The following is a 20,463-nucleotide window of genomic DNA, read 5'->3' as shown; positions in this document are numbered from 1 at the left end:
GGGGGTCCTGTTCGGGGAGACGTTGTTGCCCGAGGCCATCGAGCACGTCGATGTACTGGCCGAGTTGGCGTTGTTCCGAGAGCATTCCCTCCACGAGTGGACGGTGGGAGCTGTCGGCTTCGAGCCGCCGCAGCAGCAGTTGGGCGTAGGTGCGCAGGGCAGCCAGTGGATTGCGCAGCTGATGCACGAGGGTGCGCAGCTGCTCGTTTTGTTGGCTGAGTTCCTGGCGAAGTTGCAGGCATTCCAGGTCACGCCCCAGTGCGTGGCTGATGGCGGCGGCACTGCGCCGCATCCGTTGGTCCAGGGTCAGCGTCCAGCTCCGCTGCGGATCCAGGTCCGCGCGCAGGGCTCCCAGGATCAGACCGGCATCCTGGAGGGGGTACCAGCGCCGACTCTCGTGCGGCAGGCGCAGGTTCGGGTCTGCGTCGGCAGGGGGAAGCGATCGTTCATTGGCTGACCATTGCCGGATCAGCAGCAGTGGCGGGCCTTGCTGATTGGGTGGCGCACTGACGTACAGCCCCAGATGTTGGATGCCCTCTTTGGCGGTTAGATCAGCCAGCTGTTGATCGGTGAAATCGAAGAATCGATCGGTGAGCTGCATCAGTTCCGGACGATCAATTCAGGTGCTTGGGCAAGCCTGCGCCAGGGGGGCTTGAAAAATCTGGGAAAAGTCTTAAGATCCTCTTATCGACCGAGGCGCTGTTCACCGTGAACAGACGTCCGCCAGCTCTCACAAAGGTTGCAATTGCTTCGCAGCCAAAGCTACAGCAGAGGTTGCAGTGTCCTCCGCTGGTTCCCGCTTGGGTGTTGGTGTCCTGCCGGTGATTGTGGTGTGTCTGCAATTGCCCCGACGCTTCCCTTGCGTCTGGCGTTTTCGCGCCGACAGCACCTGTTTGTTCTGACGATCCACCCCGTTCTTCCTTTCGTACCGGAGCCCTTCCATGTCCAAGAAGCGCAAGCGCATTAGCCGTCGTCGCCTGGCAGGTCAGCGGGTCCTGGCCCATGTGCCAACCCATCACCTCGAAACCGGTGAGTACAAGCCCGTGACGGCCGCTCGTCGTTACATCGCTGAGGGTGGACTGGTGCCTCCGGCGTTGCTGAATGTGCGCCGCAATGAGCACACCACCGACCGCTTCTTCTGGGGTGAGAAAGGTCTGTTCAGCGCCCAATACGCCGAAGAGAACCATTTCCTCTTCCCCTCATTGCGCACGATTGTTGATTCCATTGGTGAAGACAAGCTCTTCGAGGGGCTCGAGCTTGGCGCTGATGATTGGGAGGAAATGGAGGAGTACGAATACGCGTTCGTTTGATCAGGCGTTCTCCAGAACACGTTCGATAAACGTCAGGATCGGCTGCACCGTCTCATCAGGGATGGTGTGGCCGTTTTCGAATGGAACTGTCTGACATTGATCGGGCTGCAACTGCGCAGCGATCGACTGCATGGCCTGGAACGGCACCACGGGATCGTCTGAACCATGCATCAGCAACACAGGGGGGTGTTGCTGGGGCGGAGCCCAGTTGGGGTGTGGATAGCCGCTGCAGCTGACCAGCCCTGCAATGGGCAGGGCGCAGCCGCCCTCCAGGGCCATGGCTCCCCCCTGGGAAAAGCCGAACACCACCGTTCGTTCGAGTCCAAGGCCTGGGCTGCTCAGGCTCTGAAGTTGAGCCTTGAGGCACTCAACGGCCGCGGGCACGGCATCCCATTGGGCTGGGAACAGGCCATACCACTGACGCCCACCCGGTTGGTCGGGATGGAGCTCAGGAGCCTCCAGGCACACCACATCAAGGGTCTTGGAACACTCTCGCGCCAGGCGATCGCCCAGGGGTTTGAGATCCTCTCCGTTGGCTCCCCAGCCGTGGAGCAGCACCAGCCGGCCATCCATGGGGCATGAGCATCACTGCTGCGTAGGTTGGCTCACGACCCAGTCACGACCCTTCGATGGCTCCTGTCGCTCTGCTGAGTGTTTCCGATAAGTCCGGGCTGGTGCCCCTGGCCGAGGCCCTGCATCGGACCCATGGCTATCAGCTGCTCTCCAGTGGGGGCACGGCCAAGGTGCTCGAGCAGGCCGGCCTTCCGGTGACCCGTGTGTCGGAGCACACCGGGGCTCCAGAAATTCTTGGCGGTCGTGTGAAAACGCTCCATCCAAGGGTGCATGGCGGGATTTTGGCCAAGCGGGGTGACGCGTCCCATCAGGCCGATCTTGGGCAGCAGAACATCGCCCCTATCGATGTGGTGGTGGTCAACCTCTATCCCTTCCGCGAGACGATTGCTCGGCCTGACGTCACCTGGGATCAGGCGATCGAGAACATCGATATCGGTGGCCCTGCCATGGTTCGGGCGGCCGCCAAAAACCATGCTGATGTGGCTGTTCTCACCAGCCCTGACCAATATGACCGTCTGTTGACCGCCATGGCGGAGTCGGGCTGGAGCGTGCCTTCAGAGCTGAGGCGCCAACTGGCCCTGGAAGCGTTTCAGCACACGGCGTCATACGACACGGCGATCAGCCGCTGGATGGCCGACCAAACCGCCGCAGAAGACAGCCCCTGGCTGGAGGCGGTGCCGCTGCGGCAGACCCTTCGGTACGGCGAAAATCCCCACCAGAAAGCGCGTTGGTTCAGCCATCCCAAACAGGGTTGGGGCGGGGCCATTCAGCTGCAAGGCAAGGAGCTGAGCACCAACAACCTGTTGGATCTGGAGGCGGCCCTCGCCACGGTGCGGGAGTTCGGCTACGGAGCCGACGGTTCCGCACCGGCGTTGCAGCCTGCGGCCGTGGTCGTCAAGCACACCAACCCCTGCGGTGTGGCGATCGGAGCTTCGATTCCTGCTGCACTGACGCGGGCCCTGGATGCCGATCGGGTGAGTGCCTTCGGCGGCATCATCGCCATCAATGGTGTGGTGGAAGCCACGGCGGCCCGTGAGCTCACCAGCCTGTTTCTGGAATGCGTCGTGGCAGCGGGCTTCACGCCCGAGGCACGGGAGGTGCTGGCGGCCAAAGCCAATCTGCGCCTGTTGGAACTTGCTCCGCAGGCCATTGACCTGGCCGGCCCCGATCACGTGCGCAGCATCCTGGGTGGTCTCCTGGTTCAGGACCTCGATGACCAGGCGATCACCCCGGCCGACTGGACCGTGGCCAGCCAGCGTCCGCCCACACCGCAGGAAAAGCAGGACCTGGAATTTGCCTGGCGATTGGTGCGTCACGTTCGCTCCAACGCCATCGTTGTGGCCAAGGATGGCCAGAGCCTCGGCGTGGGTGCTGGTCAGATGAATCGCGTGGGCTCAGCGCGGATTGCCCTGGAGGCTGCGGGTGAGAAAGCCAAGGGGGCTGTTCTGGCCAGTGATGGTTTCTTCCCGTTTGACGACACGGTGCGTCTGGCTGCCAGCCACGGCATCACCGCCGTGATTCATCCCGGTGGGAGCATGCGCGATGCCGATTCGATCAAAGCCTGCGATGAGCTCGGCCTGGCGATGCAGCTCACGGGGCGCCGCCATTTCCTGCATTGACGCTGGTGGGGGCCGCCGGCCCCCTAGCCTCGCGGCACTGAAGAGTCTCCTTCAATGCTCGCCACCCTCCCCTTCAGCCTCAATTTCGCTCACCCCCTAGCGGAGTGGGGCCTGCTCGCCGTTGGTGGTTGGGCTCTCTACCTGGGGATCAAGGCCAAGAAAACGCGCACCGGTACCCCAGAACAGCGCAAGGAACTGGTGCCGAAAAAGTTCGCCCAGCGCCACTACCTCTGGGGCAGCATCCTGCTGGCCGTGATGACCCTCGGGACCCTGGGTGGAATGGCGGTCACCTATCTGAACAACGGCAAGTTGTTTGTCGGTCCGCACCTGCTGGTGGGTCTTGCCATGACCGGGATGATCGCCGTTGCCGCATCGCTCTCACCCCTGATGCAGCGGGGCAATGTGATTGCGCGCAAGGCTCATGTGGGCCTGAACATGGGCATGCTCACGTTGTTCCTCTGGCAGGCCGTCAGCGGCATGGAGATCGTCAACAAGATCTGGACCAACCGCTGAAGATGCTTCAGAAGGCTGCCCGCTGACGCGGTGGGCAGCTCAGGCCATGGGCGGCGTGGAAATCTTCCTGGACCTTCCAGGTGAGCCGTCGTGAGATCTGACGGACAATCTGCTTGAGCAGATGATCACCACTGCTCTGGACCAACTGATCCGGGAGCATGGTGATCACCTTGGGCAGACGGATCCAGACCTTGAGATCGAGGTCCCATTGGACGGAGGTGTGCTCCTGCTCGGGGATCAGGCGCATCCCCGCGCGGAAGTCGACGTCGTAGTGATGGCGCAGGGCGAGCGACTGCGGCACGGTTCGAACGGTTTCGATGCGGTAGATCCCTTCCTGCTGTGGCAGCAGTCGCAGAGCGATCGTGGGCTCCACCTCGAAGCCGAAGTTGCCGAACCGCCCCAGGGTCAGGCTGTAGGACTGCCGATCGATTGCCTCGACCTGCATCGGGCTGGCACAACGTTCAAACCAGCTCTGATGGTCATCCAGGTGGCGAGCCACCACCGCTTGGGGCGCCAGCATCTGCATCGAATCTTCGAAGTGGCTGCTGTAGCAGCGCACCTGAGGGTCGGCACCGTGAAGCTGATTGTCGGTTTCAGTGGGCGACAAGACCGTCACGGATGGGGAGCTGCCGGCGAAGGGCGATTAAAGATGAACCAATGTAAAGCTCTCTGCGCTTCAGTTTTCGCTCAATTGCATCAGTTTTTCGATCACTTCTTCCACCGCCCGATCCGGGGTTGAGGCACCGGAGGTGATTCCCACCCGCACGGGGCCTTCAGGCAGGAAATCGCCCTCACGACAGAGGTCGGCTGCCAGTGGTTTGTGCTCGATCGAATTGGTGCCGACGTCGATGCGCTCGGGCGTGTCGATGTGGAACGAGCGAATCCCACGGCTGACGGCAATCTCCTGCAGGTGGGTGGTGTTGGAGGAGTTGAAACCACCGATCACCACCATCAGGTCCAGAGGTTCATCCACCAGGGAGAACATGGCGTCCTGACGCTCCTGGGTGGCGTCGCAAATGGTGTTGAAGGCCAGGAAGTGGTCGTTGAGTTGGGTGGGACCGTATTTGCTCAACATCGTGCGTTCGAACAAGCGTCCGATCTCTTCCGTTTCGCTCTTCAGCATCGTGGTCTGGTTGGCCACGCCCAGACGTTCGAGGTCCCGATCTGGATCGAACCCTGGAGAGCAGGCTTTGGCAAACCGTTGAATGAAGTCCTCTCGGTCCCCGTTGCCGAGGATGTAATCCGCGACGTACTGGGCTTCCTCCAGATCGAGCACCACCAGATAGGTGCCGGCAAATGAGCTTGTGGCCAGTGTCTCCTCGTGCTTCACCTTGCCGTGAATGATCGAGGTGAAGGTGTGCTTCTTGTGTTTCTCCACGGTGTTCCAAACCTTGGAGACCCAGGGACAGGTCGTGTCAACGATGTGGCAGCCCCGTTCGTTCAGCAGCTGCATTTCCTGAACGGTGGCACCAAAGGCCGGCAGGATCACCACATCACCGGAGGTGACACCTGAGAAGTCCTTCACTCCCTGTTCGACAGGGATGAACTGCACATCCATTTCCCTGAGGTGATCATTCACGGAAGGGTTGTGAATGATCTCGTTCGTAATCCAGAGACGCTCGCTGGGGTAGTGCTTGCGGGTCTCGTAGGCCATCGCCACAGCCCGTTCAACACCCCAGCAGAAGCCGAAGGCTTCCGCCAACCGGACGCTGAGCCGGCCGTGTTCCAGTCGGTAGCCGTTGTCCCGGATCGTGCCGATCAGGCCACTCTGGTAGGCCTGCTCAAGGCTCTCCGCCACTTCCTCGGCGCGCCCGAAGCCTCGCCGGTTGTAACGCTCGGAATGGTGGAGGGAGCGCTTGAAGGCGTGGGTGTCCATGGAGGGCGCTGGAGTGGGGCAACTCTATGTGGCCTGAAGCGCTGCTTCAGGCCGTAAAAAAAGCCCGGCCATTTGGCCGGGCTTGAGAACAGCAACAGATCCGACGCGGAATCAGTTGTTGGTGGTGGAGAAACCGGCGTAGGCCTCCATGCCGTGTTCGCCGATGTCCAGACCTTCGGACTCTTCCTGTTCGGTGACGCGGATGCCGCCGAAGAGGGATCCGATGATCTGCCAGGCGATGAAGCAGGTGACCACGGTCCAGATGGCATAGGCAGCAGCACCCAGAGCCTGGATGCCGAGCTGGTCGATGCCGCCGCCGACCAGAAGGCCGAGGCCGGAGCCGTCACCCTGGACGTCGTAGCCCCAGAGACCGATCACGATCGTGCCCCACACGCCGCACACACCGTGCACTGAGAAAGCGCCGACGGGGTCGTCAATGCCTGCGGCATCTAGAGCGGCAACGGAGAAGACGACGATGATGCCGCCCACCAGACCAGCCACCCAGGAACCCGTCAGGGTGAGGTTGCCGCAACCGGCAGTCACGCTCACCAGGCCGGCCAGGATGCCGTTGATGATCATGGTGAGGTCAGGCTTTTTGGAGGTGATCGTGGAGATCACCGTGGCGCCGATGGCACCACCGGCAGCACCGAGGGTGGTGGTGACGGCAACGTAGGGGACCCACTGGTCCATGGCCAGCTGGGAACCGGGGTTGAAGCCGTACCAGCCGATCCAGAGGATCAGGGCGCCAAGGGTGGCGATGGACATGTTGTGGCCAGGTATGGCCTGAACCTTGCCGTCGACGTACTTGCCGATGCGGGGTCCGAGCAGCATGGCGCCGACGAGGCCGGCCCAGGCGCCAACGGAGTGCACGATCGAGGAACCAGCAAAGTCGATGAATTCGGCGCTGCCAACACTGTTGAGCCAGCCACCGTTCCATTCCCAGCTGCCAGCAACTGGATAGATGAAGGCGGTGAGGACCAGGGCAAAGATCACGAATTCGCCGAACTTGATCCGCTCAGCCACGAGACCGGAAACGATCGTGGCGGCGGTTCCGGCGAAGGCCGCCTGGAACAGGAAATCAACTGTGGGAACCAGGCCTGCATCGCTGATGGTCTCAGCGGTGACGGTCGGGTCGAAGAAGAGGCCCCCGAAATACAGCCAGCCGTCGATGACGGAGTCGCCGTACATCAAGGAGTAGCCCACGAACCAGTAGGCGGTCACCGCGAGGGCGAACACAAACAGGTTCTTGGAGAGGATATTGACGGCATTCTTTTGCCGGCACATGCCTGCTTCGACCATGGCGAAGCCGGCATTCATGAAGATCACCAGGATGGTGGCGACCAGAAGCCAGAGGTTGTTGGCCAGGAAAGCGGCGGAGAGCTCAGGAAGCTCTTCGGCTTTGGCCGACAGCGTGAAGATGCCAAGGCCCATGAGCGCTAGGGGCGCACAGGCGAGCCAGGTCATGGCGCGGTTGGAGCTGAAGCCTCGGATGCTCTTCAGGAGCAGCATCGGGCCTTCCAGGAGGCTGGCCTCCTGCAGGGTTTTGCGCCGCCTTTGCGGTGGCGCGTGGAATGCAGTTGTCATGAACGAGGGTGCAGAGCTGCGTGACACGCCCAGTTGTAACTAGGCGAACCAGCCCACGCTGCACGTCTGTCTCGTCTTTCTATGTTCGATCTGCTACCAAAATCAATCTAAGTGGACTAGACGTGTCCCCTGCCAGTGCACCGCATCGGCGGTGTAGCTGAAACAGCAAGGTAGAACTTCCACGCCGCTGTTGGTGGCTTGGCGAAACAGCTCTCCATAGCGCGGATCGGCGCTATCACCGGGAGCAAATGCCTTCACATCCGGGCGGCTGAGGCAGGGCACAAGCACCGCACGCGCCTCCGGAAGGACTCCCATCAGCTCAATCAGATGCTTTTGCCCCCGTTCAGTCACCGTGTCGGGGAAAAGGGCCGTGCTGCCGTCAGTCCAGGTGGTGTTCTTCACCTCCAGGTAGATCGGTCTTTGATCGGGGTTCTGCGCGGATGGCGTCAGCAGGAGGTCGATTCGGCTGCGCTTGTTGGTGCCATAGGCCACCTCAGCGCGGATCCCCGCAATGCCGCCGAGCTGGGCCTCCAGGCACCCCGCTTCGACCGTGGCGCGAATCAGTCGGTTGGGTAGGGCCGTGTTGATGCCCACCCAGCAAGGTTGGCCATCGGCGCCAGGCACTTCGGCTTGCTCCCAGGTCCAGGCCAGCTTGCGTTTGGGGGAGGGGGCGTAGCGCAGACGCACCCGTTGGCCAGGGATCAAGACTCCGGTCATCGGGCCGGTGTTGGCGCAGTGGGCGATGACGGTCTCGCCGCTGCTCAGCTCCACATCGGCCAGGAAGCGTTTGTAGCGCTTCAGCAGCACGCCCTCCGTTAGGGGTTCAAAGCGCAGCAGGGCATCGCCCGGAGAGGGAAGGCCAGTCATGGCAGCAGCCGAGATTGGCCCATGGTCTCGTGTGGTGCCTCCACAATGCGCCCAATGCTGGGGGCGAATGGCGCGTTCACTGAAGGGGATTGCACTGCTGGTGACCCTCGGAACCCTGCTGAGCAAGGTGGGTGGCCTGATTCGGCAGCTGGTGATTGCAGCGGCCTTCGGGGTGGGCGCTGCCTATGACGCTTACAACTACGCCTATGTGCTGCCTGGATTTCTGCTGATCCTGCTCGGGGGGATCAATGGTCCCTTCCACAGCGCCATGGTGAGCGTGCTGAGCCGGCGCCCCCGGGCTGAAGGGGCGCACATCCTTGCGGCGCTCAATACCAGCGTCAGTGCTCTGTTGCTCCTGGTCACCATCGTTCTGGTGCTGGCGGCGGATCCCCTGATCACCCTTGTGGGGCCTGGCCTTGCCCCCGAGCTTCACGCCATCGCACGGGTCCAGCTGCAGGTGATGGCGCCGATGGCGCTGCTGGCCGGGCTGATCGGGCTCGGCTTCGGGTCCCTCAACGCCGCCGACGAATTCTGGATCCCTGCGATTTCACCGCTGATGTCCAGCGGGGCCTTGATCCTGGGGGTGGGACTGCTCTGGTGGCAGCTCGGTGCTGACATCGCCTTGCCATCCGCCGCCATGACAGGTGGTGTGGTGCTGGCCTGGGCCACGTTGGTGGGCGCCTTGCTGCAGTGGTTGATCCAGCTGCCGGCGTTGATCCGGCAGGGGTTGGCCCGTTTCCAACTGGTCTGGGACTGGCGGCACCCGGGAGTGCGGGAGGTGTGGCGTGTGATGGGGCCGGCAACGTTGTCGTCTGGAATGCTTCAGATCAATGTGTTCACGGATCTGTTTTTCGCCTCGGGCATCGTCGGTGCGGCGGCGGGTCTGGGGTACGCCAATTTGCTGGTGCAAACCCCCCTGGGCCTGATCTCGAATGCACTGCTGGTGCCCTTGCTGCCCACTTTTTCCAGGCTCACGGCTCCGCAGGATCGTCCGCAGCTGATCGATCGGATCCGCCAGGGGTTGATGCTGTCTGCGGCATCAATGATCCCCCTGGGGGGACTGTTCATTGCGTTGGGTGGCCCCATCGTCGCCCTGGTGTACGAGCGTGGTGCCTTCGATGCATCAGCCGCACAGCTGGTGACGGGCCTGTTGATGGCCTATGGCCTGGGCATGCCGGCTTATCTCGGCCGGGATGTGCTGGTGCGCGTCTTCTATGCCCTTGGCGATGGAACAACGCCTTTTCGGCTCTCGCTGGCGGGGATTGGTCTGAACGTGGTTTTTGACTGGCTGCTGGTGGGTGGTCCGACCCCTTGGGGGAATCAGTCGCCGTTCAATTTCGGTGCGCCCGGGTTGGTGCTCGCCACGGTTGCCATCAATCTGATCACCTGCCTCGCCCTGTTGCTGGGCCTGCAGCAACAGGTTGGAGGCCTGCCGCTGCGGCGCTGGGGGATGGACCTGCTGCGGCTCGCCATCGCAGGAGTTCTGGCAGCGGGGGGCGCGGGGATCCTGGTGACCGTTGTGCCCTGGCCGGCAGGGTTGCTGGGCCTAGTGCTGCAGGTGTCTGCCCCTGGCCTGCTGGGTTTGGCCTTGTTTGCCTTAATCGGTGCGCAACTTCAGGTGCCGGAGGTGCGTGAGGTCACGCAGTTGGTGGTGGGCCGTTTCAGGGCTCGCTGAGACGAACATCGAGCTCTTCACGCACCTGAATGGGAAGTTCCAGCTGCTCGCGACCCACGAGTTGCGGGCCCTGAACGGAAACAATTCGGGCCTCGATGCCGAACTCTTTAAAGGCGGTTTCCAGTTCCTGAATCAGGGCTTTCTCAACCTGAGCCTCCGCATCCACGACCCGACCGATCAGCCGTTCACCAAGGCGGCCGATGCGTTGGCGCACCAGATCTCTGGAGTTGGTGACTTCAATGATCAGCACACCAACCGCTGCGGATGGACTGCAACCTTATCCGCAGTACGGCTCGAGGATCTCTTCAAGATCCCTCAGCTGGGCGGGGGGGATCAGCTTGGAGAGCGGGAGCTGACTGGCGCCTCCTGCCAGAGGCACCTTGACGGCGTCGAGGGCCTGCCGGGCCGCTACCTGAGCACCTTGATTGACGCGGGCACTGCATTCGATCGCCAGGGCTGAGGCCAGGTCGGCATCGCCGAGGTAAAGATGCCAGCCGCTGATCTGCACGTAGAGGCGGTCAGCCAAAGCACTCTGAAGGTCCTGCAGGTCGCTGGCGGAGAGGGACATCAGCCCGGAAGGATCGAGGTGGGGATTGCATCCATGCTGGCTTTATTCCTCCGGCTTGGGGCGCTGAAGAATCACCCAGATCAATTGGCCCAGCCACAGAGTTGCCCAGAGGCTGGTGACCCAGGTCAGGCTTCCTTCGGGAAAGGGGTGGCGCATCTCCTGCAGAAACCAGCCTCCGCTGTTCACCGCCGCGAACACGCCGCCATGCAGGCACAGGTTCACGATTCGTTCGAAATGCCGGTAGGTCGGATCCTCAGGGTTAGCGGGGCCATACCAGCGGATCGGCATTGCTCAGGCTCAGAAACACTTGAATCTTGACGCGGCCCGCACCCAGTTGACGAGCGGACCCTCGATGGGGTCTGATGGTTTGGCGCAAGCGCTTGTAGCTCAGCGGATTAGAGCATCTGACTACGGATCAGAGGGTCGGGAGTTCGAATCTCTCCAGGCGCGTTTCAACTGCCCCAGGTGGGCAGTTTTTTTTTGGTTGATCGCTCGGGCTGATCGCTGCGGTTTCTTACGATTGGTCAAAGCTTTAATGACATTTCATGGGCCAGATTTCTGGACGCGCCATCGACGCTGATCTGGCTCAGTCGGATCCGGATATCGCCGCGTTCATCAATCAAGAACGGCAGCGCCAGGAAACCCACCTGGAACTGATCGCATCGGAGAACTTTGCCTCCCGTGCGGTGATGCAGGCCCAGGGTTCCGTGCTCACCAACAAGTACGCCGAGGGGCTGCCGAGTAAGCGCTATTACGGCGGTTGTGAGCACGTTGATGCCATCGAGGAACTAGCCATCGAGCGGGCCAAGCAGTTGTTTGGTGCCGCCTGGGCCAATGTCCAGCCCCACAGCGGTGCCCAGGCCAACTTCGCCGTCTTCCTGGCCCTGCTGCAGCCCGGCGACACGATCATGGGGCTGGACCTGTCCCATGGCGGTCACCTCACCCATGGTTCCCCGGTCAACGTCAGCGGCAAGTGGTTCAACGTTGTTCAGTACGGCGTCGATAAGGAGACCCAACGCCTTGATATGGAGGCGATCCGCCAGCTGGCGTTGGAGCACAAGCCGAAGCTGATTGTTTGCGGCTATTCCGCGTATCCACGCACCATCGACTTCGCCGCCTTCCGCGCCATCGCTGATGAAGTGGGTGCCTATCTGCTGGCCGATATGGCCCACATCGCCGGCCTCGTGGCCGCTGGTGTGCATCCCAGCCCGGTGCCCCATTGCGATGTGGTGACCACCACCACCCACAAGACCCTGCGCGGCCCCCGCGGCGGCCTGATCCTCTGTCGTGACGCTGAGTTCGCCAAGAAGTTCGATAAAGCCGTGTTCCCTGGCAGCCAGGGCGGCCCTCTGGAGCACGTGATCGCTGCCAAGGCTGTGGCCTTCGGTGAAGCGTTGCAGCCTTCGTTCAAGGCCTACAGCCAGCAGGTGGTTGCCAATGCGGCAGCCCTCGCTGAACAGCTGATTGCCCGCGGCATCGATGTCGTCAGCGGCGGCACCGACAACCATGTGGTGCTGTTGGATCTGCGTGGCATCGGCATGACCGGAAAGGTGGCTGATCTGTTGGTCAGTGATGTGCACATCACTGCGAACAAGAACACCGTTCCCTTCGACCCCGAATCGCCCTTCGTTACCAGCGGCCTGCGACTGGGAACAGCTGCCCTCACCACCCGTGGTTTTGACGCGCAGGCCTTCAGGGAGGTCGCAGATGTGATTGCTGATCGTCTTCTCAATCCTGAGGATGATGCGATTCGCCAGCGTTGCCTCGATCGGGTGGCCGCCCTCTGTGAGCGCTTTCCCCTCTACGCCGACAGCAAGCAGCCGGTTCTGGCCTGAGGCTTGGCCTTGGCTCTCGAATGGGCCGAGGCACTGCCTGGTTGAACGGTTGCGAGCTCCCTAGGATTGGGGTGACTCCTTCCGACCGGGGGATCGTCTCTTTCCTGGAGCCTGCGTGAACCTCTTGGCCAGCCCTATTGCGGTCGCCTCGGTCAGCTTTCTTCTGGCTGCGGTGACCACCATGGTGCTGGTGCCCCAAGTGCGCCGGCTGGGGCTTCGCTTCGGGTGGACTGATCAACCGGATGAGCGCAAGCAGCATGTCACCCCCATGGTGAGGCTGGGGGGCATTGCCATGGTGCTGGGTTTTGCCCTGGCTTTGGCGACGGTCTGGTTCATGGGGGGCTTCGGCCTGCTGGCGCCGGCCAAGGATCAGCTGATCTGGGGCACCCTGGCCGGTTCGCTTTGTTTTTTTCTGATCGGCCTGGCCGACGACCTCTTCGCTCTCTCGCCCTGGCCGCGACTGGCTGGACAGGTTGCCGTGGCTTGTGCGGTGTGGAGCCAGGGCGTTCGGATCGGGGCAATCGATCTCCCCTGGTTCACCGCTTCAGCCGGTCCGATTGCTCTGTCCGACAGCCTCAGCCTCCTGGCCACTGTGGTTTGGCTGGTGGGGATCACCAATGCCATCAACTGGCTGGATGGCCTTGATGGTCTTGCTGCGGGAGTTGCTGGCATTGCCGCTGTTGGGCTTGTTTCCGTCAGCTTTTCGCTGCATCAGGTGGCCGCTGGATTCCTTGCCGCAGCGCTGGCGGGCTGCTGCCTCGGCTTCCTAAGGCACAACTTCAACCCCGCCCGCATCTTCATGGGGGATGGGGGGTCTTATTTCCTTGGTTTCACCCTCGCTGCCGTGAGCATCGTGGGACCCGCCAAGGGGCTCACGACGGTGAGCCTGCTGTTGCCGTTGCTGATTCTCTCGCTGCCTCTGGCTGACATGTCGGCAGTGATCATGGGCCGTCTGCGGGAAGGCCGTTCCCCCTTCTATCCCGATCGGCGTCACCTCCATCACCGCCTGTTACGCGCGGGGTTCAGTCATCGGCGCACGGTGCTGTTGATCTACGTCTTCACCCAGTGGCTTGCTGCCCTGGCCCTTGTGGTGGCCAATGCTGAGATGCGCTTCCTCTGGCTGGCCTTGGCCACAGCCATTCTTGTGGCCACGGTGGTGATCAGCCGTCGCCAGCTGCAGCATGAGCGGGCTCTGTTGAACACCAACCCCTGTTCCCCCCCTGTTGATCCTGCGGCCCTTGGCGAACCGCGTGGCTGAATCGGGTGTTGAAATCCTGTGCGTGGGCACAGAGCTGTTGTTGGGGGACATCCTCAACGGCAATGCTCGATGGATTGCCGAACAGTTGGCGGGTCTGGGGCTGCCGCATTACCGCCAAACCGTTGTTGGCGACAACAAAGAGCGTTTGATCTCTGCCGTACGCGAAGCATCGCAGCGCTGCAGGGTTCTGGTGACGACAGGGGGGTTGGGCCCGACCCCCGATGACCTCACCACTGAGGCCCTGGCCGCTGCTTTCGACACTCCCTTGGAGGAGCGGCCCGAGCTCTGGCGGGAGATCCAGCGGAAGTTATCGGCCGGTGGCCGGCCGGTTGCTCCCAGCAACCGCAGCCAGGCTTATCTGCCCTGTGGAGCGGAGGTTCTCCCCAATCCAAAGGGGTCGGCACCAGGAATGATCTGGTCTCCCCGGCCTGATTTCACGATCCTCACCTTCCCGGGTGTGCCTGCGGAAATGCGGGCGATGTGGGCGGAAACAGCCGCCCCGTGGCTACAAGCCAATGGTGGAGCTTCCGGTGTGTTCGTGAGCCGTCAGCTTCGCTTCACCGGCATTGGTGAATCCGATTTGGCTGAGCGCGTTGCTGATTTGTTGGCGTCGACCAACCCAACGGTGGCTCCCTATGCCTCCCTCGGCGATGTGAAATTGCGGCTCACGGCCTGTGCGCCCAGTGCCGATACCGCCGCTCAGCTGTTGGTGCCGCTGGAAGCTGAGCTGCGCCGTCGCACGGGCAACCACTGCTACGGCGTCGATGCGGACAGCCTGGCGTCGGTGGTGATCGACCTGCTCAAGCAACGGCACCAGACGCTGGCGGTGGCGGAGTCCTGCACCGGTGGTGGATTGGCTGCAGCTCTGACGGCTGTTCCAGGCTCTTCGTCGGTCTTCCAGGGTGGCGTCGTTGCCTACAGCAATGCCGTGAAACAGGCATTGCTGGGGGTGTCGCCGGATTTACTTGCTGCCCATGGTGCTGTTTCCCAGCCTGTGGTCGAGGCGATGGCTCGGGCAGCCCAGGAGAACCTCAATTGCGATTGGGCGATTGCTGTAAGCGGCATCGCCGGCCCTGGCGGTGGCAGTGCTGAGAAGCCGGTGGGTTTGGTGCACCTGGCCTTGGCTGGTCCCTATGGCTGTGAGGCCTGGGTGCAGCATTTCGGTGAGCGGCGAGGTCGGGAGGCCATTCAGAGGATGAGCGTGATCCGCGGCTTGGACCGTCTGCGCCTTCGCTTGCTCGCTCAGGTTTAGGGTCGACGGTTCTTGCGGCTGAACTGTTGAGTGCCGGCACCCTCTACGACAAGGTGTGGGACCTGCATCGGGTGGCGGAGCTCCCCGGCGGATCCACCCAACTGTTTGTCGGTCTGCATCTGATCCATGAGGTCACCAGTCCTCAGGCCTTCTCGGCGTTGAAGGACAAGGGGCTGACGGTGCGCTGTCCTGAGCGCACGGTGGCCACGGTGGACCACATCGTGCCGACCACGTCTCAGCAACGGCCGTTCGCCGATCCGTTGGCGGAGGAGATGCTCAGCACCTTGGAGCGGAACTGCCAGGAGCACGGCATCCCTCTCAACAACATCGGCAGTGGACGGCAGGGCATCGTTCATGTGATTGCCCCCGAGCTGGGCCTGACCCAGCCGGGCATGACGGTGGCCTGCGGTGATTCCCACACCTCCACGCACGGCGCCTTCGGGGCGATTGCCTTCGGGATCGGCACCAGTCAGGTGCGCGATGTGTTGGCCAGCCAGAGCCTGGCCATGAACAAGCTCAAGGTGCGCCGGATTCAGGTGAATGGCCGTCTCGCCGAGGGCGTGTCGGCGAAGGACCTGATCCTGCATGTGATTCGCCACCTGGGGGTGAAGGGCGGCGTTGGCTACGCCTATGAGTTCGCCGGCTCTGCCATCGAGGCGTTGTCGATGGAAGAGCGGATGACCCTCTGCAACATGGCGATCGAGGGGGGCGCCCGATGCGGTTACGTCAATCCGGACCAGGTCACTTTTGACTATCTGAAAGGTCGCCCCCATGCCCCCGAGGGTGAGGCCTGGAACCGTGCTGTCGCCTGGTGGAGCTCCCTGGCCACGGATGCCAACGCAACGGTCGACGACGAGGTGGTGTTTGACGCCGCTGCGATTCCACCCACGGTGACCTGGGGCATTACCCCGGGCCAGGGACTGGGGATCGATGAAACGGTGCCAAGCCTTGATCAGCTGGATCCAGGCGAGCGTCCGATTGCTGAGGAGGCCTACCGCTACATGGATCTCCAGCCGGGAACGGCTATCGCCGGGGTCCCTGTGGATGTCTGTTTCATCGGCAGCTGTACCAATGGTCGTCTCAGCGATCTGCGTGCCGCTGCCGATGTGGCCCGGGGGCGCCAGGTGGCTGAAGGCATCAAGGCATTTGTGGTCCCCGGTTCAGAGCAGGTGGCGAAAGCTGCTGAAGCGGAAGGGCTGGATGCAGTGTTCCGTGCCGCAGGTTTTGAGTGGCGAGAGCCCGGCTGCTCGATGTGTCTGGCGATGAATCCGGATCGGCTGGAGGGGCGTCAGATCAGCGCCAGCTCCAGCAACCGCAATTTCAAGGGTCGGCAGGGATCGGCCAGTGGCCGGACGTTGTTGATGAGTCCAGCCATGGTGGCGGCCGCTGCTGTTAACGGTCGTGTGACCGATGTCCGTACTTTGATTTCTCCGTCCGCATCGTGATGGCTCTCTTCCCCACTGGTCCGATTCAACAGGTAAGTGGAACGGCCATCGCCGTCCCCGGTGAAGACATCGACACGGATCGGATCATTCCGGCGCGGTTCCTCAAATGCGTCAGTTTCGAGGCGTTGGGTGATCAGGTGTTTGCCGACGATCGTCTTGAACTCTCCGGTGACCATCCCTTTGATCAGGCCCGTTATCAGGGGGCCTCGATCCTGGTGGTGAACGGCAATTTCGGCTGCGGTTCCAGCCGTGAACATGCACCTCAGGCGTTGATGCGCTGGGGAATTCGTGCGGTGGTTGGGGTCAGTTTTGCCGAGATCTTCTACGGCAACTGCCTCGCCCTTGGCATTCCCTGTGCAACGGCGGCCCCCGAGCAGATCAAGGCGATTCAGGCCCAGGTGGATGGCGATCCGGGATGCTCCTGGAGCCTCGATCTGGCCGGTTTGCAACTGACTTCAGCCGACTCCAATTGGCCTGTGTCGATCGATCCTGGTCCTCTGGACATGCTGCGCAGCGGTCGTTGGGATGCAACGTCTCAGCTCCTGGACCATGGGCCCCAGGTTGCGGAATTGATGCAAACACTTCCCTACATCAACCAGTTCGCCGCCAAGTAACAGCCAAGCGCGACTCCTGTGTCTATCAAGGAGATAGGAGTCGCGCTCGGAGGTTGGATCTCAATGGCCCATTCGCTCTCGCGGTTGTTGTTGCCGTTCGTGCCCTTGTTGGTTGTAGCCGGTGTGGCTCCCGTTGGTGCCGTGCCGCTTCAGGTGCAGTCCCATGATCCGTTGGATCGAAGCTGTCCTGGCTGTGATCTCCGCCAGGCGGATTTCCGTCAGGCCCATCTCATCGGCGCTGATTTTCGGGGCAGCGATCTGCGCGGCGCCGATCTGCGGGAGGCGAATCTTGAAGGTGCTGATCTGACGGGAGCTTTGCTCGAAGGTGCTGATCTGCGGGGAGCCAACCTCACCAATGCCGAGTTGTCCGGCGTGGACCTGCGCAATGCCGATCTGCGGGAGGCTCAGGTGATCAATGCCTATGCACCAAACGTGCGGACCTCCGGCATGCGTTATGCCGGAGCTTCACTGTTCGGCAGCGATCTGATCATCGGGGGCGGTGATTGATCAGAAGGGTCGATTCGCGTTGGTGGTCTTCATCCAGTTTGTTGGGGTGTAGGGCACAAACGGCACACCTGTGTCTTTGAAGTCGAAGTCATGCAGCCGGAAGCGAAAGCCGCCGATGCCCTCGTAGGGATCGAAGTAAAAGCCAAAGTCATAACTGCGCTTTTGCCAGCGCAGTTCGAAGTTTGAATCGATCACATCGCCGTAGTACTCGGAAGCGGCATCCACATTGACGCCGATCCCTGCATTGAGGACTAAGGGGCCGGCAATCTGCTGGGTGATGCCAACACCAAGGGTGCCAAGGTCAATGGCTTGGTCGAATGCAAAGGGGCTAGCCCCCTGCTTGAGGGTGACGCCACCGCTGATCGAAAGCTGGGTGTAGTCCAGGAATGGTTTGCTGAAGGTTCCCAGGGTCAGCGATGGACCCGCTGATAACTCGATCGTGCTTTGACGAGTGCCGTTGCCGTAGGCCGCTAAAAGGGTTTTGACATTGGTGTTGAACCTGAGCCCAGGAACGATTGCTCCCGGTGAGTAGCGATAAGCTTTTTCTGGGGTCAGAGGTGCAGGTCTTCCACGCCAGATCGGATAGCTGCTGTTGATGGAGCCGTAGAAGTTGGCACGCAGGCTCTCGGTGAGGTTTGCGTTGGTGAAACTTTCTGCTTGGTAATTGCCTACACCAATCCGCCAAATGTAAGAGTTACTCAACTTGCCCCAGTTGAAGGCCTGCTTCTGCTCAACGAAACCGCCCAAGGCGGAGTAGACATCGGTTTCTCCTAAGGAGCCATTCCAGGTCCGGTAGCGATAGGCGCCAAACAAGCGGGCCGTGATGTCCCCAATCCATGGCAGCTTGAAGTTGTTTTTGATGCTGCCCCAGTAGCGGCTGCCGTTAGCGAAATCCTTAGGGTTGAAGGTGCTGATGTCGGCTTCCAGAGTCGTGTCCCACCCCCAGAGTTGGCCTTTGAGTTCAGCTTCAAGGCCGAACAGGTCAGAGATCGTGGTGGCTCGGCTCACGTTTCCGCTGTCAGCCGATTGGCCCGTTGCCGGATAGCTGTTGGTTTGGCCATCGATGGCGCGTTGCACCAGGAGCTGTGGCTCCAGGGTCAAGGTGTAATTGCGGCTTAGTTCAATCGGCTTGAGCTTGCGACCAATGAAGAATCCGTCGCGATCATTGTTGTCAATGCCAAAGACCCAACGGTTCTCTACTTCCTCCTCCTTCTGAATAAGTTGTCGACGGGTGACCGGGATGGGCAATTGTTCTTCGACAATCAGGCGGTTGCGCCGCGCCGAGATCAGCACGTCGCCATTGGTTTGTTCCTTGGCGACCACATCCTCTGCATCAATTCTTGTTTGTGCCGGTGTGAAGGGGTCGTTGCTGAATCCCATGCGGTCGGCTTCCCAGCCATCCGGCGTAATCAGAATCTTCGAGGCCTGAACTCTCCAGCGACTGATCGTGCCGTTGAGAAGTTGGACTCTCGCCGGACGCTGTAGTTGAGGAGGCTTGATTGCACCGAAGCGAGTTTCAGCCGAATTTTGACCTTGAACGGGGATGCCACTGCGCCGTTCGATGCTGAAGCTGCCTTGATAGGTGACGTTGGAAATCCGCTGATCGATCTGAGCGATTGCCTCGTTCCGCATGGCTTGCTGCTGGGCTGGCGGAATCGTGGGTTGTTCTGTTGTGCCATCGCTGATGAGATGGCGTTGGGGGCTTCCTCCATCGCCGAGGGCAATCGAGTCGAGACGCTCGGAGAGGGAGGAGGGCTTGACGCGCTGGCCGCGATCCGGGTCTTCACATTCAGGAAGGGGAGGCATGACAGCGCTCTCCGGCTTGGGTGTGTCCTGTCCCCAGCGGTAGCGGAGGCCAAGCAAGTAACCATTGCTTCCTTCGGAGACACCTTCATAAGTGCCGAAGGCTCCGGAGCGGTGGTGAATTCGACCAACGAGTGACAGGTCGGATGACACTGCTGCTTCCACCTCGAAGGCGAGGTAGTTCAGCAGCTGGGTGTAATTCTCGCGGAACGTTTTCTCGTAGAGGCTGACATCGGTGCTGTAACTGACGCCTTCAACAACGCTGAAGCTCAGCCAAGGCTGTACCCAGACGCGCGCTCCGATCCCGATCACCGCTTCTCCGAAGTTCTGGGGGGGCAGGTCGGCGTAGGGCGTGCTCTGGTTGAATTCGCCGCCCTTTTGTTGCTGGGCAATGTGGCTGAAAAGGTCAGCCTCAAGTTCAACGGCGAGTGGACCAGCGCGCATGATCCGTTTCTGCACGCCGACGCCCAGCACAGCTTCCGGACGCATGCGTCCGTTGAACAGGAAGGTGTCCCCGAAGGCGGCATCAATCATCTGCCCGCCCCAGGCCGTCACTGCCCAGGGCTGGGGATGCCAGTCGGGGATCGGAGGAAGCAGTGGCGGACAGGCCACGGTCGGCATGTCCTCACGGCTGGCAAGCGTGGGTGACTCCGGTGGGGCTGATGTTGCTCGAGAGCTGGTTAATGGATTGGTGAGGGACTCCTCGAGGTCGATGACCCCGTAAACATCATTGAGCAGTCCTTCCTGCTGGACGAGGTTGTAGCGGAAGCTGGACGCTTGAAAATATTGACTTCCGCGCCTGAAGCGGACAGCGCCGCGTGCGTAGAGCGTGCGGTAGGCCGCATCAAATTCGATCCGATCGGCTTGCAGTTCGGCGTTCCCGAGCTGAACTGAGACGTTGCCTTCGGCGACGTTGGCTTTCGACCTGGTGTCGGTGTATTGGCGGTCAGCTCGAACGTTCAGGCTCGAGGGTGCTGGAGCAGCTTGCTCTGGCGTTGATTCAGCCGAACCGGCCGCTGCGGGCAACCCTGATACCGACCCTGCTATCAGGGTTCCTGACAATGCAAAAAGAAGGCGGAGCGCCGCCAAGGCAATGCTGCTGCGGCCCATGAGCTTGCCAGCTCATTTCAGAGATCATGCTCCGATCAGACCAGTGTGTGGCGC

Annotated in this window: 20 protein-coding genes and 1 tRNA gene; 11 read left to right on the top strand and 10 right to left on the bottom strand. The window is 61.6% G+C overall.

Translation table 11 applies throughout. The annotated features are described in order from the left end of the window. Positions 1-601 (bottom strand): histidine kinase dimerization/phospho-acceptor domain-containing protein (locus tag NCN05_RS09620; protein WP_284500569.1); only part of this gene is annotated, 601 nt, incomplete at its 3' end. A 340-nt stretch (positions 602-941) separates the two neighbouring features. Between NCN05_RS09620 and NCN05_RS09615 the strand changes: the two genes are divergently transcribed. After that, entirely contained in the window at positions 942-1,310 is a 369-nt protein-coding gene (locus tag NCN05_RS09615; protein WP_011363271.1) for a DUF3155 domain-containing protein, read from the top strand. Here NCN05_RS09615 and NCN05_RS09610 read toward each other — a convergent pair whose 3' ends face one another. Further along, positions 1,311-1,883: an alpha/beta hydrolase gene (locus NCN05_RS09610; RefSeq protein WP_250397905.1), complete on the bottom strand. Its 573-nt coding sequence runs from the start codon at positions 1,881-1,883 to the stop codon at positions 1,311-1,313. Between the two features lie 56 nt (positions 1,884-1,939). On the opposite strand from NCN05_RS09610, the gene purH reads away from it, so the two are divergent. Both purH and NCN05_RS09600 read left to right on the top strand, forming a co-directional pair. Beyond that, on the top strand, positions 1,940-3,502 hold the full coding sequence (gene purH, locus NCN05_RS09605; RefSeq protein WP_250397904.1) for a bifunctional phosphoribosylaminoimidazolecarboxamide formyltransferase/IMP cyclohydrolase: 1,563 nt from the start codon (positions 1,940-1,942) through the stop codon (positions 3,500-3,502). 54 nt (positions 3,503-3,556) lie between these two features. Then, positions 3,557-4,015 carry a DUF4079 domain-containing protein gene (locus NCN05_RS09600; protein WP_114988117.1) on the top strand — a complete coding sequence of 153 codons (459 nt, stop codon included), beginning with the start codon at positions 3,557-3,559 and terminating at the stop codon, positions 4,013-4,015. 7 nt (positions 4,016-4,022) lie between these two features. On the opposite strand, the gene NCN05_RS09595 is transcribed toward NCN05_RS09600, so the two are convergent. The 4 genes from NCN05_RS09595 to sfsA form a co-directional block, all read right to left on the bottom strand. After that, positions 4,023-4,631: a DUF1997 domain-containing protein gene (locus NCN05_RS09595; protein ID WP_250397903.1), complete on the bottom strand. Its 609-nt coding sequence runs from the start codon at positions 4,629-4,631 to the stop codon at positions 4,023-4,025. Between the two features lie 60 nt (positions 4,632-4,691). Continuing rightward, positions 4,692-5,891 carry a 4-hydroxy-3-methylbut-2-enyl diphosphate reductase gene (locus NCN05_RS09590; RefSeq protein WP_250397902.1) on the bottom strand — a complete coding sequence of 400 codons (1,200 nt, stop codon included), beginning with the start codon at positions 5,889-5,891 and terminating at the stop codon, positions 4,692-4,694. A 111-nt stretch (positions 5,892-6,002) separates the two neighbouring features. Next, positions 6,003-7,475: an ammonium transporter gene (locus NCN05_RS09585; protein ID WP_250397901.1), complete on the bottom strand. Its 1,473-nt coding sequence runs from the start codon at positions 7,473-7,475 to the stop codon at positions 6,003-6,005. Between the two features lie 102 nt (positions 7,476-7,577). Then, positions 7,578-8,342 carry a DNA/RNA nuclease SfsA gene (sfsA, locus tag NCN05_RS09580; RefSeq protein ID WP_250397900.1) on the bottom strand — a complete coding sequence of 255 codons (765 nt, stop codon included), beginning with the start codon at positions 8,340-8,342 and terminating at the stop codon, positions 7,578-7,580. Between the two features lie 67 nt (positions 8,343-8,409). On the opposite strand from sfsA, the gene murJ reads away from it, so the two are divergent. Beyond that, positions 8,410-10,017, top strand: a complete 1,608-nt coding sequence (murJ, locus tag NCN05_RS09575; RefSeq protein ID WP_250397899.1) for a murein biosynthesis integral membrane protein MurJ — start codon at positions 8,410-8,412, stop codon at positions 10,015-10,017. Here the strand turns inward: murJ and NCN05_RS09570 are convergent. The 3 genes from NCN05_RS09570 to NCN05_RS09560 are packed head-to-tail and all read right to left on the bottom strand — an operon-like array spanning position 10,004 to position 10,873. Further along, positions 10,004-10,267 (bottom strand): cytochrome-c oxidase, encoded by a 264-nt coding sequence (locus tag NCN05_RS09570; protein ID WP_114988123.1) that lies wholly within the window; start codon positions 10,265-10,267, stop codon positions 10,004-10,006. The genes murJ and NCN05_RS09570 overlap by 14 nt on opposite strands. 27 nt (positions 10,268-10,294) lie before the next feature. Beyond that, positions 10,295-10,585, bottom strand: coding sequence for a DUF3181 family protein (locus NCN05_RS09565; RefSeq protein WP_250397898.1), 291 nt, complete (start codon positions 10,583-10,585; stop codon positions 10,295-10,297). A gap of 42 nt (positions 10,586-10,627) precedes the next feature. Beyond that, a complete protein-coding gene (locus NCN05_RS09560) occupies positions 10,628-10,873 on the bottom strand; it encodes a hypothetical protein (protein WP_250397897.1) in 246 nt (81 codons plus the stop codon). Between the two features lie 88 nt (positions 10,874-10,961). Here NCN05_RS09560 and NCN05_RS09555 point away from each other — a divergent pair. The 7 genes from NCN05_RS09555 to NCN05_RS09525 all read left to right on the top strand — a co-directional run bounded on the left by NCN05_RS09555 (position 10,962) and on the right by NCN05_RS09525 (position 17,496). Beyond that, positions 10,962-11,035, top strand: a tRNA-Arg gene (locus tag NCN05_RS09555). A gap of 95 nt (positions 11,036-11,130) precedes the next feature. After that, a complete protein-coding gene (glyA, locus tag NCN05_RS09550) occupies positions 11,131-12,420 on the top strand; it encodes a serine hydroxymethyltransferase (RefSeq protein ID WP_250397896.1) in 1,290 nt (429 codons plus the stop codon). A 115-nt stretch (positions 12,421-12,535) separates the two neighbouring features. Next, positions 12,536-13,678: a glycosyltransferase family 4 protein gene (locus NCN05_RS09545; protein WP_250397895.1), complete on the top strand. Its 1,143-nt coding sequence runs from the start codon at positions 12,536-12,538 to the stop codon at positions 13,676-13,678. Beyond that, the gene (locus tag NCN05_RS09540; RefSeq protein WP_250397907.1) at positions 13,671-14,930 is read left to right on the top strand and encodes a competence/damage-inducible protein A; all 1,260 of its coding nucleotides are present in this window, start codon (positions 13,671-13,673) and stop codon (positions 14,928-14,930) included. Before NCN05_RS09545 ends, NCN05_RS09540 begins: the two co-directional genes overlap by 8 nt. Before the next feature lie 26 nt (positions 14,931-14,956). After that, positions 14,957-16,375, top strand: a complete 1,419-nt coding sequence (gene leuC / locus NCN05_RS09535) for a 3-isopropylmalate dehydratase large subunit (RefSeq protein WP_250397894.1) — start codon at positions 14,957-14,959, stop codon at positions 16,373-16,375. Continuing rightward, positions 16,375-16,989, top strand: a complete 615-nt coding sequence (gene leuD / locus NCN05_RS09530) for a 3-isopropylmalate dehydratase small subunit (RefSeq protein WP_250397893.1) — start codon at positions 16,375-16,377, stop codon at positions 16,987-16,989. The genes leuC and leuD overlap by 1 nt, the downstream gene beginning before the upstream one ends. A 63-nt stretch (positions 16,990-17,052) precedes the next feature. Beyond that, entirely contained in the window at positions 17,053-17,496 is a 444-nt protein-coding gene (locus tag NCN05_RS09525) for a pentapeptide repeat-containing protein (RefSeq protein WP_250397892.1), read from the top strand. Here the strand turns inward: NCN05_RS09525 and NCN05_RS09520 are convergent, their stop codons facing one another. Beyond that, positions 17,497-20,409, bottom strand: coding sequence for a DUF3769 domain-containing protein (locus NCN05_RS09520; protein ID WP_250397891.1), 2,913 nt, complete (start codon positions 20,407-20,409; stop codon positions 17,497-17,499). Positions 20,410-20,463: the final 54 nt, after the last annotated feature.

Source organism: Synechococcus sp. MU1651 (assembly GCF_023630635.1).
Lineage (GTDB): Bacteria > Cyanobacteriota > Cyanobacteriia > PCC-6307 > Cyanobiaceae > Parasynechococcus.
The sequence above is the reverse complement of the archived record's forward strand: the minus strand, read 5'-3'. Positions and strand labels throughout refer to the sequence as shown.

Coding starts and splice junctions, on each gene's coding strand:
- sfsA (WP_250397900.1), bottom strand. CDS start 8,342: ATGACTGGCCTTCCCTCTCCGGGCGATGCCCTGCTGCGCTTTGAACCC.
- glyA (WP_250397896.1), top strand. CDS start 11,131: ATGGGCCAGATTTCTGGACGCGCCATCGACGCTGATCTGGCTCAGTCG.
- NCN05_RS09590 (WP_250397902.1), bottom strand. CDS start 5,891: ATGGACACCCACGCCTTCAAGCGCTCCCTCCACCATTCCGAGCGTTAC.
- NCN05_RS09585 (WP_250397901.1), bottom strand. CDS start 7,475: ATGACAACTGCATTCCACGCGCCACCGCAAAGGCGGCGCAAAACCCTG.
- NCN05_RS09560 (WP_250397897.1), bottom strand. CDS start 10,873: ATGCCGATCCGCTGGTATGGCCCCGCTAACCCTGAGGATCCGACCTAC.
- NCN05_RS09600 (WP_114988117.1), top strand. CDS start 3,557: ATGCTCGCCACCCTCCCCTTCAGCCTCAATTTCGCTCACCCCCTAGCG.
- purH (WP_250397904.1), top strand. CDS start 1,940: ATGGCTCCTGTCGCTCTGCTGAGTGTTTCCGATAAGTCCGGGCTGGTG.
- NCN05_RS09615 (WP_011363271.1), top strand. CDS start 942: ATGTCCAAGAAGCGCAAGCGCATTAGCCGTCGTCGCCTGGCAGGTCAG.
- NCN05_RS09520 (WP_250397891.1), bottom strand. CDS start 20,409: ATGGGCCGCAGCAGCATTGCCTTGGCGGCGCTCCGCCTTCTTTTTGCA.
- NCN05_RS09525 (WP_250397892.1), top strand. CDS start 17,053: ATGGCCCATTCGCTCTCGCGGTTGTTGTTGCCGTTCGTGCCCTTGTTG.
- NCN05_RS09565 (WP_250397898.1), bottom strand. CDS start 10,585: ATGTCCCTCTCCGCCAGCGACCTGCAGGACCTTCAGAGTGCTTTGGCT.
- murJ (WP_250397899.1), top strand. CDS start 8,410: ATGGCGCGTTCACTGAAGGGGATTGCACTGCTGGTGACCCTCGGAACC.
- NCN05_RS09610 (WP_250397905.1), bottom strand. CDS start 1,883: ATGGATGGCCGGCTGGTGCTGCTCCACGGCTGGGGAGCCAACGGAGAG.
- leuD (WP_250397893.1), top strand. CDS start 16,375: ATGGCTCTCTTCCCCACTGGTCCGATTCAACAGGTAAGTGGAACGGCC.